The organism is Leifsonia sp. NPDC056824, assembly GCF_042789575.1.
In the GTDB taxonomy this organism is placed as follows: Bacteria; Actinomycetota; Actinomycetes; order Actinomycetales; family Microbacteriaceae; genus Leifsonia.
The window spans coordinates 1,714,410-1,728,453 of sequence record NZ_JBHUAV010000001.1; the positions used below are offsets into that span (position 1 = coordinate 1,714,410).

Sequence of the window (14,044 nt, forward strand, 5' to 3'; positions counted from 1 at the left end):
GAGGAACCAGTGAGGAATGAACCGCTGGGCGTAGCCGTCGTCGGCTGCGGCAACATTGGTCGCACGCACGCGAACACCGCACTCGAGTGCGAGGAACTGCGCGTCGTCGCGCTCGTCGACCCGGTGCCCGCGTCCGCCGACGCGCTCGCCGACACCCTGGAGCAGGGGGGACACCGCCGGCCGGCGACCTATCAGGAGCTGTCCGAGGCGCTCGCCGACCCCGCGGTCGACCTGGTCGTCGTCGCGACGCCGAGCGGGCTGCACATCGAGCAGAGCCTGGCCGTGCTCGCGGCAGGCAAGCACCTCATCGTCGAGAAGCCGCTCGACGTCGACCTCACCCGTGCGCAGGAGATCGAGAAGGCGGCCCTGGCGGCCGCCGAGCGGGGAGTGATCTCGTCCGTGATCAGCCAGCGCCGGTTCGATCCCGCCAGCGTCGTCATCACCAAGGCGCTGAAGGCGGACCGGTTCGGCCGACTCACCTCCGCCGTCGCGACCCTGCCGTGGTGGCGCTCCCAGGGCTACTACGACTCGGGTGACTGGCGCGGCACCTGGGCGATGGACGGCGGCGGCGCGCTGATGAACCAGGGAGTCCACACGATGGACCTCCTGCTCTCGTTCCTGGGCCGCCCGGTCGAGATCTACGCCCGCACCGGGCTGCTGGCCCACGATCGTGTCGAGGTCGAGGACACCGCGGTGGCGACGATCGCCTTCGAGTCGGGAGCGCTCGCGGTGCTCCATGCGACGACGGCCGCGTACCCGGCCCTGCCCAACGGCCTCCATGTCATGGGGACGACCGGGTCCGCCCGGATCTTCGCCGACGAGCTGGAGTACTTCCACGCCGCAGGCGAGGGCGACGACATCGGCCAGATGGGCTTCGGCTGGGGCTTCAACCCGACGCTGGAGGGCAACCAGGCCGACGAGGAGCTGCAGCAGCTCGGCGCACCGCTGACCGTGTCGACCCACTCGGCGTCGCTGGGGCACCTCCGCCAGTACCGCGACGTGCTGAGCGCCATCGAGAACGGCACCCAGCCGGTCGTGCGGGTGTCCGACGCCGTCCTCGCCCTGGCGGCGGTGCGCGCCGTGTATCTCTCGGCCACTCTCGGCGTCCCTGTCGATTTCGACGAGGTCGTCTCGGGCAAGTTCAACGACGTCGTGGTGGCGACGGGTTCGTAGCGGGTCCACAGCGCGAACGCAGAAGGCGGGCAGGGATTCCCTGCCCGCCTTCTGCGTCGCCGCCGGCCCGCTACAGCGACGGAACCGCTTCCGGGACGGCCCAGTCCGCGAGCGGCGTGAACCGGTCGACGCGGAGGGCGTCCGGTTCGATCCCCACGCCGAACGGCGCGTCGACCACGGTGTCCAGCCGGATGCTGCCGTCGCGGATGCGCAGCGTCGGGAAGCCTCCCGGGTGCTCCGCGTAGAGGTCGCCGTGGGCGGTCTGGACCGCACCCTGCAGGTCGTCCGGGAAGCCGCTCAGCCCGCGGAAGTACTGGTGCCCGTTGCGTTCGACGTGGCTCATGCCCAGCGACGAGACCACGGCCAGGTCGTGCAGGAGCGCGACGGGACCGATGTTCGTGAGGTCTTCGGCGGACTGGACGGCGCGATGGCCGGCCCGGCGTCGGCTCTCCAGCAGCATCGCGTTGGCGACGCCTTTGAAGACCCCCTTGCAGTTCTTGTGGCTCGCTCCGATGTAGCCCGACGAGAGCCCCGACGACACCGAGTCGAGCGCGGAGTCCGACTCGTCGATGATCATCTCCGGACGTCCCTCCCACGCCGCGAGGTCGGCCGCGGTGGTCCCCGACAGCGCGACGGAACGGTGCAGGGGCTGCTCCAGGAAGAGGAGCTGCCGGAAGAACCCCGCCAGAGCGGGCGCCGACGTGAGCTCGCCCCAGTACTCGCGGAACTGCGGGACGTCGGTGAAGTGCTCGTTCCCGTCCAGCGTGAATCGCACGTCGCCCTCCCGGACGGCCGTCGACGTGAGCTCGTGGATGCGGCTCAGCCGCTCCGCATCCGCTGCGACGTTCCCGGCGACCTTGATCTTGAGATACGTGATCCCGTACCCACGGAGGTTGGCTTCCAAGGACTGCGGGAGACCGTCGTCGAGCCGTTCCGCCTCCGGGATGTCCGCGTCCGTCAGCGGATCGCCGAAGCCGACGGTGTGGCGCACGCGCAGCGAACGCCTAGCAGCCGGCAGGAGCGACCCGGCCGTCGACCCGGTCAGGCCGGGATGAATCTGCGCCACGTCGAAACCGAGGACGCCGGAGCGGATGGCCGAGTGGAAGGGAACGGACGCGGCCCGGCAGGCGGCGTCGATGAGGGCGCGCTCGACGAGCGACGCCGCGAACGAGGTCAGCAACGGCGCCAACGCCCGCTCGGCACCCCACCGCGTCAGCTCGTGGTGGACGTGGTACCAGGTGTCGAACGCCGTGCCGGCCGGCGCGTCCTCTGCGGCGGAGACCGCGGCCTCCAGCACCGTCTTGAACTCGCGGAGGTCCGCCTCGATGCTCGACGCGGGGTCTTTGGTGAACCACTTGGGAGGCAGGTTGTCGGCCGCGATCCCTTCCACCGAACGGCCGTCGATGACGGCTTCGATCCGCACGAAGGCGTGCGGGAGCACCGTCATCTCGGCGATCCCGTAGCGGAACGGCATGCGGTTGCGCAGCGTCGTGACGAAGACCTCCACTCGCCGCACCGAGATCAGCGCTGCCATGCGGACCCCTCCGCGCTCGGGGATGCCGGCGTCGCCGCCTCACACAAGGGAGACGCCGAGCGAATCGGTGAGACCCCGGAGGGCGCGCGCGGCGCGACCGAACTCGGCGGCCCCGTTGCCGCCCTCGTTGTGCACCTCGGCCAGGTGCGGTTCCAGCGAGGCGAAGCCGGAGTAGCCGTCGTCGCGCAGGGCCGCCAGCGTCTCGCGGAGCTGCCCATCGCCCTCGCCGGCGGGGGTCTCGGCCATGTCGACGGCTCGCGCGTCCTTCACCTGGAGGTATTCGAAGTAGGGCCGCAGGAGCGCGTAGCCCTCGTCGAAGGGGCGTGCCACACCGGCCTGCACGAAGTTCGCGCTGTCCCACGCCACCTTCAGGCTGGCCGAGCCCACCGACTCCACGATGTCGAGGCAGCGGGCCGGGGTGTCCCCGAACAGGCCCTTCTCGTTCTCGTGGAGCAGGATGACGCCGGCCTGCTCGGCGGCGACCGCGAGAGCGCGCATCCGCCTCAGCACCTCGTCGCGCGTTGTCGACTCGTCCACGCCGGCCGGCCGGAAAAACGAGAAGACCCGCACATAGGGCGTGCCGAACTCGCCGGCCACCCGGAAGATCCGCTTCAGGCGCTCGACCTCGTGCTCGACCGGCACCGCCAGGTCGATCTTGCCGATCGGCGACCCGATCGCCGAGACCCCCATGCCGTGCTCGGCGTAGATCCGCTTCAGGCGCTCGACCTCGTCGTCGGTGAGGTCGATCACGTTCGTGCCCCACGCGCTCCGGAACTCCAGGTGGCGTGCGCCCAGTGCCTGGAGGACCGAGAGCTGCACGACCGGGTCCTCCGCGATCTCGTCGCCGAAACCGGAGAGTCGCCACTCCAGCGTGCTGTTGTCCGTGCCGTCCACCGTCATTCCCGAATCTCCGATCTCGTGTGTGAACCAACGCTAGACCAGGATGGCTGATAAGAAAAACGTTTTTATGAGAAGCTATGTCCAGACCTCGCCCACGCCTGTGAACGGAGCACCAATGGAGCAACTCCTCGGCCTCACCTGGAATCACCCGCGAGGGCTCGATCCACTGGTCGCAGTGAGCGCCGAGTACGTGCAGAAGGGCTACGGAGCCGGGGTCCAGTGGGACACCCAACCGCTCTCCGCGTTCGAGGACCGGCCGCTGCGCGAGCGCGCAGCGGGCTACGACCTGATCGCCCTGGACCACCCGTTCATCGGGGACGCGATCCACGAGGCGACGCTGACGCCGCTGGACGAGCTCCTGGGGCCTGAGCTCTTGGATGACCTCGCGACGGACTCACCCGGCCCGACCCAGGCCAGCTACCGGATGGACGGCAGGCACTGGGCCGTCGGGGTCGACGCGGCGTGCATGGTCAGCGCCTTCCGCGAAGACCGGGTTCCCGAGCTCGGCGCGGTACGGACGTGGGAGGACGCCTTCGCCGCCGCCGCGGAGCTCGGACCGGAGCGGGTGCTGATCGCGGCGAACCCGACCCACCTCTACGGGACCTTCCTGTCGCTGTGCGAGTCCGTCGCAGGAGACGGGACCCGGCCATCGCCGTTCCAGCCGACGTGGTGGAGCGCGGCGGGGCTCGATCCCGCGGTGTCCCACGCGGCCATCCAGCAGCTGACACGCCTGCTCGCGCTGTGCCGCGACGACTCCTGGGACACCGATCCGATCGCCGCGCTCGATCGGCTGGCGGAGCCGGGCGGCGAGATCGCCTATGTTCCGCTCGTCTTCCAGTACGTGACGTATTCGCGTGACAACGCCGCTGTGACCTTCGCTCCGGCCCCGTCCGCCACACCCGACCGCAGCGCCGGGACGCTCACCGGTGGAGTCGGGCTCGCGGTGTCCGCCGGCTCGGAGAAACTCGAATCGGCCGCGTCGTTCCTGCGGTTCGTCACGCGTCGCGAGATCCAGTCCGGCACCTTCGCGGCCGCAGGAGGCCAGCCCGCCCGGCTGTCCGCCTGGCAGGACGCCGCGCTGAACACTTCGTCGAACGGGTTCTTCGAACGCACACTGCCCACGCTGTCGGCGTCGTTTCTGCGCCCCCGGTTCCGTGGGTACCCGCTGTTCCAGTCGCTCGCGAGCGAGCTCATGCACACCGTGCTGAAAGGCGGCGGCGACACGGAAGCGCTGGTGGTCGCGCTCAACCAGCTCTGGCGGAGGACGGTCCATGCAGAGTGACGCCACGGCCGCCCGCGTGATTCCGCAGTCGCAGCCTTTCGGTCCTCTCAGTAATACTCTGATCTGATGACAGGGATCGCAGATGTCGCGCGCGCGGCGAGCGTCACGGTCGGGACCGTGTCCCGAGTCCTCAACGAGGACCCGACGGTGGTCGTCCGTCCCGAGACGCGCGAGCGCATCCTCGCAGCGGCCCGTTCGCTGAACTACACCCCGAACCACGCCGCACGATCGCTTCGCCAGGCGCGCGTCGGCGCGATCGGGCTGGCGTTGCACGACGTGGGGAACCCCATCTTCGCCCCCCTCATCCGCGGAGCCCAGCTCGCCGCGTCCGAGGCGGGATTCGCCCTCGTGCTCGCGAACGCGCCGGAGCTCACCGAGGACCCGACGGCGTTCAACAAGCTCGCCAGGAGCGGCCTGATCGACGGGCTGCTCCTGCTGCCGGACGGCGTGCCGGAGGACCGTCAGCTCGCCCAGTCGCTCGCCGGGGTCCTCCCGACGGCGATCCTCAACGACACCTCCACGTTCGTGAGCAGTGTCACCCTGGACGACGCCCACGGGATGGCGCTCGCGACCGAGCACCTGATCGGCCTCGGTCACCGGGACATCGGCCTGCTGCACATCGACGGCGATTCGGAGCGGGCGTCCTCCCGTTTCCAGGGCTGGTCGAGCGCGATGAAGCGCGCCAGGATCGACACCCGCGACTCCTGGGTCCTCGACGGCGGGCACACGATCGAGTCGGGCAGGAGGGCGGCGCTGGACCTCTTCGCGCAGGAGGAGCGGCCGACCGGGCTCGTCGTCGCGAACGTGATCGCCGCCATCGGCGCGCTCGCGGCCGCGCGCGTGAGCAATCTGCGGGTGCCGCACGACATCTCCATCGTCGCCTTCCACGATGTCGCCTTCGCCGACCAGCTCGACCCGGCGCTGACCGTCGTGGCGATGCCGCTCGAGAAGCTCGCGATCGAGGGGGTCGCGGTGCTGCAGCGACTCCTGGCCGGCGGGGAGATGGTGAACACGATGGTGGACTCGCCGGCGCCGATTCTCCTCCAGCGGGCGTCGACGAGCTCCCCCCGGCTCGACGCTCCGTGACGAGACCGCCCTAGCGGCCCAGGAACTGCGGCGGTCGTTTCCCGACGAAGGCGGAGATCCCTTCGCGTGCGTCCTCGGTGGTGAAGACGGTGTCCAGGGCGTCCTGCTCCGCCGAAAGGCCGGCGGCCAGCGGGGTCTCCGCCGCGAGCCGCACGAGGCGCTTGATCTCGCGGAGCGCCACGGGGGCGTTGCCGGCGAGGCGCTCGGCGCGGGTGCGAGCGCGGGCCGCCAGCTCGTCGTCCGGGACGACCTCGGAGGCCAGGCCGCGATGCCAGGCCTCCTCCGCAGAGATCTGGCGTCCGGTCATGATGAGGTCGGCCGCGACCCGCGGCCCGACCGCGCGGGTGAGCCGCTGGGTGCCGCCACCGCCCGGGATCAGGCCGAGGCGCACTTCGGGGAGGGCGAACCGCGCCGATTCGGCGGCGAGCAGGATGTCGCAGCACAGCGCCAGCTCGAACCCGCCGCCGAAGGCGAAGCCGTTCACCGCTGCGATGGTGGGGATGCCGAGGCCGTCCAGCGCGTCGAACACCGCTCTGGACCGTCGCTGATAGCTGCTGAACGCGGCGGGGTCGGCGTCGGCGTACTCGCCGATGTCGGCGCCGGCGACGAACGACCGCCCCGTCCCGGTGAGGACGAGCGCGCGGGCGGAACGGTCCGCGTCCGCGAACTGCTCCCCGAGCGCCGTGACGAGGGAGGACGACAACGCGCCCAGCTTGTCCGTCCGGTCGATGCGGACCGTCCGGACCCCCTCGAGGTCGGACACGACGAGGTTCTCGTGCACGCGTCGCTCGGTCATCCGGCCACCACCGCATCGGCCACGAGCGCACTCACCGCATCCGCGTCGAGCACGGTGGCGAGGATCTCGGCGCTGTGCTCGCCGATGCGGGGCGGCGCGAGCCGCTGCCTCCACGGCGTCTCGCTGAGCCGGATCGGGCAGCCGACGAGCTCGATCGGCTCCCCGTCCGGTCCGTCGACCGTGACCAGCAGGTCCGAGCCGAGTTCGCGGAGCTCGTCGACCGCCTCGCGGGTGGAGCGCACCCGCGCCGCCCACACTCCGGCGTCGAGCAGTCGCGCGACCCAGGCGTCCGCGGTGTCCCCGTGCAGCACCTCCTGGATGGCGTCCTTCGCCTCGTCGCGCTGCGTCCATGCGTCGAAACGCGTGAGGGAGTCGTCCCCGATCACGTCGCCGATGACGTCCAGGGACGCCATCGCGATCGCGATCCAGCCGTCGGACGCCGCGTAGATCCCGAACGGGGCCGACAGCCACGCCTGACCGATGCCGGAGCGGGATCGTTCGTAGTCCATCCGCTGGTTCACGGATGTCGAGATCTCCTGGCACTGCATCGCGATGGCGGTCGAGTAGAGGTCGATCTCGACGCGCTGGCCGACACCGTGCGCGGTGCGCGCGACCAGTGCGGCGAGCACCCCGGTCGACAGCGTGAGGGCCGTGGCGTGGTCGACGATCGCCGTGCCGGCGGGCGTCGGCGGGTCGCCTGCGCGTCCGGTCGCCGCCGCGAGCCCCGACATCGCCTGGATCAGCAGGTCCTGGCCCGGCCGTCCCGCCCGGGAGAACGGGGTGTCCTGGCCCCAGCCCGAACCGGAGCAGAAGATGATGTCGGGCCGCACCCGTTTGAAGTCCTCGTAGCCCAGTCCGAGGCGGTCCATGACTCCCGGGCGGAAGTTCTCCACCACCACATCGCAGGTGGCGCCGAGAGCGAGGAGGGCCTCACGCGCGCGGGCGTCCTTGAGGTCGAGCGCCAGCGAACGCTTGTTGCGGTTCATCGCGAGGAAGGCCGCGGACTCACCGGCGACGTAGCCTCCCATCATCGCGAGGCTGCGCTCCCATTCACCGTCCGGGCGCTCGACCTTGATCACGTCGGCGCCCAGGTCCGCGAGGATCTGGGTCCCGAACGGGCCGAGCATCATCTGGGTGAAATCCAGGACGCGGATGGAGTCAAGTGCTTGCATGGTGGTCGCTTTCCGGAGCGGAGAGCCGCTCGCGCAGTCGGTTGCGGTCGAGTTTCCCCGCGGCGTTGCGCGGGAGGTCGGGGAGGATGCGGACATCGAGGGGCTTCTTGTAGCCGGCCAGGCTCGTGCGCGTGCGGGCGACGAGAGCGGCGAGCAGCCGTGCCCGGCCGTCGTCGCCCGCGTAGCGCTCGTCGTGCGCATCGTCGAGGACGACTGCCGCCACGATCCCGTGACCCCAGCGCGGATGGGGGAGGCCGACGACGGCGACGTCCCGGAGGCCGGGCTCCGCCGCGAGCACGCGCTCCACCTCGCCCGGGTAGATGTTGAACCCGCCGGAGACGACGACGTCGTCCGCCCGGCTGAGGACGGTGAGCCGGTCGTCGTCGAAGCGGACCAGGTCGCCCGTTCTGAACCACCCGTCCGCGAAGACCCTTCGGTTGAGTTCGTCCCGCCGCCAGTACCCGGACGTCACCACGTCGCCCGCGACGACGAGTTCGTCGCCATCCGTCCGTGCCTGCACGCCGTCCACCCAGCGGCCCGCGGAGGACAGCACGTCCGCGGCGCGCTGCTGCTCCCGTGCGTCCCCGGCGAGCAGCCGCACCGCCTCGTCGTGGTCCGCCGGACTCAGCACCGCGAGCGGAGCCAGCGCCTCGGCCAGTCCGTAGAACTGCACCAGCCGGCCGGGCAGGAGGCGCGTCGCGGCGACCAGGTGGGCTGTCGCGATGGACGAGCCGCCGTAGGGGACCGTCCGGAGGCGCGACAGGGCCGCCTCGTGCTCCGGCCCGGCGGTGACGGCGAGTTCAGCGAGCATGACGGGCGCGAGCGGCAGGATCGTGGGGCCGTGCCGATCGAGAGCGGCCAGCAGTTCTGCCGGACCGGCGTAAACCAGCGGAATCGTCGCGGCTCCTGCGGCGGCGCAGTCGAGTCCGATCGAGCCGGCGAAGTGGGTCATCGGCGCCACGGCGAGGACGATGTCGCCGGGGCCGACGGGCGGGAGCTGGCGCATGGCCCGCTCCCACTGCTCGAGCCAGGAGCGATGGCTCACCGTCGCGCCCTTCGGGCGGCCGGTGGTCCCCGAGCTGTAAAGCAGCATCGCGAGGTCGTCCGGCGCCGGCGACGCCGCCGGCGGAGCGGAGACGGCGGCCGCCTGGAGCGTGCCAGGGGTGAGGGGCGCGGCCGTGTCGGCGCAGGAGAGCACGGCGACGTCGATCCCTCGCTCGTCGACGGCTGTCCGGAGTGCGTCGACCGCGTCGGGATCGCAGCACACGACGCGCGCCCCGGCATCGTCCGCGATCGCGGCGATCTCCCTGGCGTGCAAGCGCGGGGAGACGGCGACCCGGACGAGACCGCCCTCGAGGACGCCCTGTTCGAGGATGCGGAGCACCGCCGAGTTTTGCAGCGCCAGGACGACCCGGTCGCCGGCACCGCATCCGGACTCCGCCAGGACGCCCCTGGCGCCGTCTGCCGCTGTGCCCGCCTGCTCGAACGTGAGCCAGCCCTCCGGGGTCAGCAGGCACGGCTCGTCGGCGAACGCCTGCCGGGCGTTCGCGAACTGTTCGGCGACCGTCGTCACGAGCCCGCTCCGGGTTCGGAGGCGAGCTGCGTCAGCTCGAAGGTCAGGACGTACTCGCGCGACTCGCCCGGCGCGAGGACCGGCAGGGTGCCGTTGGCGCGCGCTTCGGCCTGCCCGTCGAGGGCGATCGCGTTGGCCGGCTCGATCCCGAGGGCGTAGCGGCCCGCCGCGGCCTGCTTCCACTGGTAGAGGACGGGGAGCTGGGCACTCTCGAAGCGGAGCGAGAACGCCAGACCGGTGTTCGGGCTGACCAGGCGTGCCGTGACCGTCGCCGGGCCGTCGATCGGGTGGCGGAACACCTGCTCCGGATAGGCGTCCTGGGGAGCGGGCATCCTCGCCCAGGTGTCCGCGCCGGCGGCGGCCGCCTCGTCGCGCGGGATCGGCGGACGGAGCCGTCTTTCACCCGCCTCCGCGGCGACGTGGAGGTCGAGGCTCGCGTCGGCGTCGAGCAGGGGCCAGCCGAGGTTCACATGGTAGAGGATGAGCTGCGGCCAGGCCTCCGGCGCCTCGTTCGTCACCCGGTCGCGCAGCGTCAGCGTCGCCCCGTCCGAGGACAGCGTGATCACCCGGTCCAGTCGCAGGCATTCGCCGAGCGCCGTCACCTGCCGGGTCGTGCCGGAGAACCCGATGCTGCCCTGGTCGCCGAGCGGATCGGCCCAGGTGCGCACGTCGGAGGCGGCGAGAGTGTGAGCGCGGCCGTGCATCGGGAGGTACGCGCCGGCCTCGGATCGGGCCGGCCTCCCGAACTGGTCGAGGCCGCAGGTGGTGACGAGTCCGCCTCCGAAGCCGCGGTCCCAGGCGTCCTCGGAGGCACCGAGGCGCTCTGCGGAGATGAGGCCGGTCGGGGAGCTCCAGGCGAGCGGGACCCCGCGCCAGGAGACCATGCCGAGATCCATCCCGCGATCGGGAAGCACCTCCACGTCGAAGCCGTTCGCCGCCGTGAGCCGCGCGACCCGGGAGCCTCGCCCGGGGCCGTCGAGGAGCTCGAACAGGTCCGCCCGGCCGAGCTGGCGGGGCGAGCCGACGAAGCGACGCAGTTCGGTGGGGTCGGGGCGTGTCATCGCGGGCTCCCCGATACGGGGCGGGTGGAGTCGCGGACGACGAGCAGCGGGGCGGGGGAGGAGACGACCTCGTGTGTGGCTGCGCCGCCGTCGAGCTGCTCGAGGAGCATGCCGACCGCGCGGGCGCCCATCTCCCGGAGCGGCAGCCGCACCGTCGTGAGTGTCGGGCTCAGGTAGGCGGCGAGCCCGAAGTCGTGCATCGCGACCACGGAGAGGTCGTCTGGAACCGTCCGGCCGGAGTCTCGCGCGCGGGAGACGGCGCCGATCGCGGACAGGATGTTGGCGACGAAGACGGCGGTGAAACCGCCCTTCGCCAGCAGGGTGCGCATCCCGTTCGCGCCGTCCTCCGGGGTGTGCCCGCCGTTCGCGATGAGGGCCGGGTCGGGAACGAGCCCGGCCGCGGCGAGGGCGTCCTCCCAGCCGCGTCGTCGCCGGTCGGTGCGGCTCTTCGGGCCGTCCACCTGCAGGAGCGCGATCCGCCGGTGCCCGAGCTCGGCCAGGTGGCTCGTCGCGACATGCGCGGCAGCGTAGTCGTCGACCGCGATGCTGCCGATCGATCCGCGCGTGCGGTCGTTGAGCAGGACGGTGGGCACGGTCCGGGAGGCGATCTTGGCGATGAGCGCGTCGGACTCGGTGCCCGCGCGCTGCAGCAGGAGTCCGTCGATCGCCCCGCCTGCGACCACCCGGCGGAACGCGGCGTCGTCATGGGCGAGGGCATCCACGTCGGCCAGCATCAGGGCGTAGCCGGCTTCGCTCGCAGCGGCCTCCGCGCCCTCGGTGATCGCGCTGTAGATCGGATTGCCGGCGTCGTGGACGCCGATGGCGATGAGTCCGGAGCGCGCCCGCCGCAGGGCTCGCGCGACGGCGTTCGGCGAGTAGTCGAGCTCCTTCGCCGCGGCCCGGACGCGCTCCTCGGTCTCGCTGCGGACGCGCAGGCTGGTGTCGCCGTTCAACAGCCGGGAGACCAGTCCGGGGGACACCTGGGCCAGGCGTGCGACATCGGAGATGGTCGGCGTTGAGTCCCGCATGCGTTCGATTCCTGAGTCGGGTCGAGGCCCGGTCGAGTGAGCGTTAAATCCTTTTACCGCTAGGATAGCCGACAGCGCGGGGTGACCCGCACGGCGAAGGGAATGCGATGAAGCGGCTGCACGAGAGGGCGTACATCGTCACGGGAGCCGGTGCGGGCATCGGGCGCGCCGTGGCCGAGCGATTGGTGGACGAGGGCGCCGCGGTTCTCATCACGGACCTCGACGGGTCGGCCGCCGAGGGTCTCGCACTCGCTGTGCGGGAGCGGGGTGGGCGGGCGGAGGCCCTCGCCGTCGACGTCTCCCGACCGGAGGACGTCGAGGCGATGCCCGAGCGGTGCCTCCGAGCCTTCGGCCGGATCGACGGCCTCGTGAACAACGCCGGTGTCGCTGTGCCGGGGAGCGTCACGGAGCTCGGTCTCGACGCGTGGCAGACCGTGATCGACACGAACCTGCGCAGCATGTGGCTCGCGATGCGCGCAACGCTGCCGCACCTGATCGCTGCCGGCGGCGGAAGCGTGGTGAACATGGCCAGCGGCCAGGCGCTCATGGGCTTCCCCGGGTGGGCCGGATACGCGGCGAGCAAGGGCGGCGTCATCGCCCTCACCCAGCAGGCGGCCGTCGACTATGCGAAGGACGGCATCCGGGTGAACGCCGTCGCCCCGGGCACGATCCTCACCCCGATGAACGAGCGCATCTTCGAGACCGCGCCGGACCGCGACGCGTTGATCGCGGCGTGGGGCCGGCAGCACGCGCTCGGCCGGTTCGGGCGTCCGGAGGAGGTGGCGTCCGTCATCGCCTTCCTGCTGTCGGACGACGCCTCGTTCGTCACCGGCGCGTGCATCCCGGTCGACGGAGGAATGACCATCCTCGGCCCGTCCGCCTAGCCGTCCCCCGGAGCTCGACCCCCGCGCGAGAGGTGAGTAGTTGCGGGTTCGGGGCACGCTTTTACCGCAACTACTCACGTCTCGCTGGTTGGAGGGTGGGGGGAAGGGGTCACTCGGTGCCGAGGTAGACCGTCTTCTCCCAGCTGTAGAAGTGGGTCGCGGTGTGGCCCTGCTCGCGGAAGGTCCCGGAGGACGAGTCCTTGATCCCGCCGAAGGGGACATGCAGGTCGAGGCCGGCGGTGGCGCGGTTCACCTTGATGACGCCGGCGCGTGACCGGTCGGCGAAGTCCGAGGCGTGCGCGAGGCTGGTGGTGCAGATTCCTGCCGTCAGCCCGTACGGGGAGTCGTTGATCGCGGCGAGGCCCGCCTCGTAGTCCGGCACCTCCATGACCGCGATGATCGGCCCGAAGATCTCGTCAGCGGCGAAGGGGGAGGCGTGGTCGACGTCGACGGCGACGACCGGTTCGAAGAACAGCCCGTCGCTCTCCGGACGGCCGTGCAGCAGCGTCGCGCCGGTGTCGACGGCCCGCCGGACGGCTCCGAGGTTCCGCTCCAGCTGCGCGTCGCTCGCCACCACGCCCATGGCCGTGTTCAGCTCCAGGCCGTCGCCGGGCGTGTAGTTCGCTGCGATGGCGGTGAGCTCTTCGAGGAACGCCGCGCGGATTCCGGGGGTCACGTAGACGCGGGAGGTGGCGGTGCAGGCCTGTCCGGTGAGCCCGAAACCGCCCGCGGCCACGACCTGGGCCGCGCGGCGCGGGTCGGCGTCGTCCACGACGAGGACCCCGTTCTTGCCGCCCATCTCCAGCTGGCTGCGGGCGCCGCGCTCGTTCAGGACGCGGCCGATCTGGCGGCCGACCCTGGTCGAGCCCGTGAACGAGAGGGCCGCGATGCGCTCGTCGTGCGTGAGCACCTCGCCGACGGTGCTGCCGGTGCCGTGCACCACGTTGAGGACACCGGCCGGGAGGCCGGCGTCATGCAGCGCGGAGGCGAGGTGGCTCGCGGACATCGGCGTGAGGTCGGAGGGCTTGAGCACGACGGCGTTGCCGGCGAGGAGGGCGGGAGCCGTCTTCCAGGCCGGGATGGCGATGGGGAAGTTCCACGGGGTGATGAGGCCGACGACGCCGAGCGGCTGGCGCCGGGTCGAGATGGTCGTCCCCGGCAGTGCGCTCTCGAAGGTCGTTCCCGTGGCCGCCCAGCCGAGGGAGCCGAAGAACTGCAGCACGCCGACGGCGCGACCGACCTCGCCGGTGGCCTCCGTGAGGGTCTTCCCCTCCTCCCGGACCAGATCGGCCGCGACCTGTCCGGCACGCTCGCGGAGGAGGTCCGCAGCGCGCATCAGGACGGCGCCGCGGCCGGGAGCCGGAACGGCGGCCCATTCGCGCTGGGCGGCCTCCGCCGCCGCGATGGCCGTTTCGGCGTCGGCGCGGGTGCCGGATGCCGACACGACGGCGACCTCGCCGGGTCGCGCCGGGTTGCGGCGCTCCAGCACCGCATCGCCGACGAACTCCCCGTTGATGAGGTGCTGGGCGGTTGCTGTCGATGACATCTGATGGTC

At 71.6% G+C, this 14,044-nt stretch carries 12 protein-coding genes; 4 read left to right on the forward strand and 8 right to left on the reverse strand.

All coding sequences use genetic code 11. The features are described 5' to 3' along the window. The first annotated feature begins 9 nt into the window (after positions 1-9). Positions 10-1,173, forward strand: coding sequence for a Gfo/Idh/MocA family protein (locus ACFRFH_RS08680; RefSeq protein ID WP_382462571.1), 1,164 nt, complete (start codon positions 10-12; stop codon positions 1,171-1,173). A gap of 70 nt (positions 1,174-1,243) precedes the next feature. Here the strand turns inward: ACFRFH_RS08680 and ACFRFH_RS08685 are convergent, their stop codons facing one another. Together ACFRFH_RS08685 and ACFRFH_RS08690 are read right to left on the reverse strand one after the other, a co-directional pair. Beyond that, the gene (locus ACFRFH_RS08685) at positions 1,244-2,707 is read right to left on the reverse strand and encodes a hypothetical protein (protein WP_382462572.1); all 1,464 of its coding nucleotides are present in this window, start codon (positions 2,705-2,707) and stop codon (positions 1,244-1,246) included. A 39-nt stretch (positions 2,708-2,746) separates the two neighbouring features. Then, entirely contained in the window at positions 2,747-3,607 is an 861-nt protein-coding gene (locus ACFRFH_RS08690) for a sugar phosphate isomerase/epimerase family protein (protein ID WP_382462573.1), read from the reverse strand. A gap of 175 nt (positions 3,608-3,782) precedes the next feature. Between ACFRFH_RS08690 and ACFRFH_RS08695 the strand changes: the two genes are divergently transcribed. Next, positions 3,783-4,889, forward strand: a complete 1,107-nt coding sequence (locus tag ACFRFH_RS08695; RefSeq protein WP_382462574.1) for an extracellular solute-binding protein — start codon at positions 3,783-3,785, stop codon at positions 4,887-4,889. Positions 4,890-4,955: 66 nt separating this feature from the next. Next, the gene (locus ACFRFH_RS08700; protein WP_382462575.1) at positions 4,956-5,975 is read left to right on the forward strand and encodes a LacI family DNA-binding transcriptional regulator; all 1,020 of its coding nucleotides are present in this window, start codon (positions 4,956-4,958) and stop codon (positions 5,973-5,975) included. Between the two features lie 10 nt (positions 5,976-5,985). On the opposite strand, the gene ACFRFH_RS08705 is transcribed toward ACFRFH_RS08700, so the two are convergent. From ACFRFH_RS08705 to ACFRFH_RS08725, 5 genes are read right to left on the reverse strand one after another with little or no spacing between them, the layout of a single operon-like run. Beyond that, positions 5,986-6,771 carry an enoyl-CoA hydratase/isomerase family protein gene (locus tag ACFRFH_RS08705; RefSeq protein ID WP_382462576.1) on the reverse strand — a complete coding sequence of 262 codons (786 nt, stop codon included), beginning with the start codon at positions 6,769-6,771 and terminating at the stop codon, positions 5,986-5,988. After that, positions 6,768-7,943, reverse strand: a complete 1,176-nt coding sequence (locus ACFRFH_RS08710; protein ID WP_382462577.1) for a CaiB/BaiF CoA transferase family protein — start codon at positions 7,941-7,943, stop codon at positions 6,768-6,770. Before ACFRFH_RS08710 ends, ACFRFH_RS08705 begins: the two co-directional genes overlap by 4 nt. After that, entirely contained in the window at positions 7,930-9,516 is a 1,587-nt protein-coding gene (locus tag ACFRFH_RS08715) for a class I adenylate-forming enzyme family protein (protein WP_382462578.1), read from the reverse strand. The genes ACFRFH_RS08710 and ACFRFH_RS08715 overlap by 14 nt, the downstream gene beginning before the upstream one ends. Beyond that, complete coding sequence (locus tag ACFRFH_RS08720) at positions 9,513-10,577, reverse strand: aldose 1-epimerase family protein (protein WP_382462579.1); 1,065 nt, start codon at positions 10,575-10,577, stop codon at positions 9,513-9,515. The genes ACFRFH_RS08715 and ACFRFH_RS08720 overlap by 4 nt, the downstream gene beginning before the upstream one ends. Further along, positions 10,574-11,605 carry a LacI family DNA-binding transcriptional regulator gene (locus ACFRFH_RS08725; RefSeq protein ID WP_382462580.1) on the reverse strand — a complete coding sequence of 344 codons (1,032 nt, stop codon included), beginning with the start codon at positions 11,603-11,605 and terminating at the stop codon, positions 10,574-10,576. The genes ACFRFH_RS08720 and ACFRFH_RS08725 overlap by 4 nt, the downstream gene beginning before the upstream one ends. Positions 11,606-11,712: 107 nt before the next feature. On the opposite strand from ACFRFH_RS08725, the gene ACFRFH_RS08730 reads away from it, so the two are divergent. After that, the gene (locus ACFRFH_RS08730) at positions 11,713-12,489 is read left to right on the forward strand and encodes an SDR family NAD(P)-dependent oxidoreductase (RefSeq protein ID WP_382462581.1); all 777 of its coding nucleotides are present in this window, start codon (positions 11,713-11,715) and stop codon (positions 12,487-12,489) included. 109 nt (positions 12,490-12,598) lie between these two features. On the opposite strand, the gene ACFRFH_RS08735 is transcribed toward ACFRFH_RS08730, so the two are convergent. After that, a complete protein-coding gene (locus tag ACFRFH_RS08735; RefSeq protein ID WP_382462582.1) occupies positions 12,599-14,035 on the reverse strand; it encodes an aldehyde dehydrogenase family protein in 1,437 nt (478 codons plus the stop codon). Positions 14,036-14,044 lie beyond the last annotated feature (9 nt).

Excerpts from the sequence above, each read along its gene's own strand:
- ACFRFH_RS08735 (WP_382462582.1), bottom strand. The coding sequence starts at position 14,035 with ATGTCATCGACAGCAACCGCCCAGCACCTCATCAACGGGGAGTTCGTC.
- ACFRFH_RS08685 (WP_382462572.1), bottom strand. The coding sequence starts at position 2,707 with ATGGCAGCGCTGATCTCGGTGCGGCGAGTGGAGGTCTTCGTCACGACG.
- ACFRFH_RS08705 (WP_382462576.1), bottom strand. The coding sequence starts at position 6,771 with ATGACCGAGCGACGCGTGCACGAGAACCTCGTCGTGTCCGACCTCGAG.
- ACFRFH_RS08690 (WP_382462573.1), bottom strand. The coding sequence starts at position 3,607 with ATGACGGTGGACGGCACGGACAACAGCACGCTGGAGTGGCGACTCTCC.
- ACFRFH_RS08710 (WP_382462577.1), bottom strand. The coding sequence starts at position 7,943 with ATGCAAGCACTTGACTCCATCCGCGTCCTGGATTTCACCCAGATGATG.
- ACFRFH_RS08725 (WP_382462580.1), bottom strand. The coding sequence starts at position 11,605 with ATGCGGGACTCAACGCCGACCATCTCCGATGTCGCACGCCTGGCCCAG.
- ACFRFH_RS08730 (WP_382462581.1), top strand. The coding sequence starts at position 11,713 with ATGAAGCGGCTGCACGAGAGGGCGTACATCGTCACGGGAGCCGGTGCG.
- ACFRFH_RS08720 (WP_382462579.1), bottom strand. The coding sequence starts at position 10,577 with ATGACACGCCCCGACCCCACCGAACTGCGTCGCTTCGTCGGCTCGCCC.
- ACFRFH_RS08700 (WP_382462575.1), top strand. The coding sequence starts at position 4,956 with ATGACAGGGATCGCAGATGTCGCGCGCGCGGCGAGCGTCACGGTCGGG.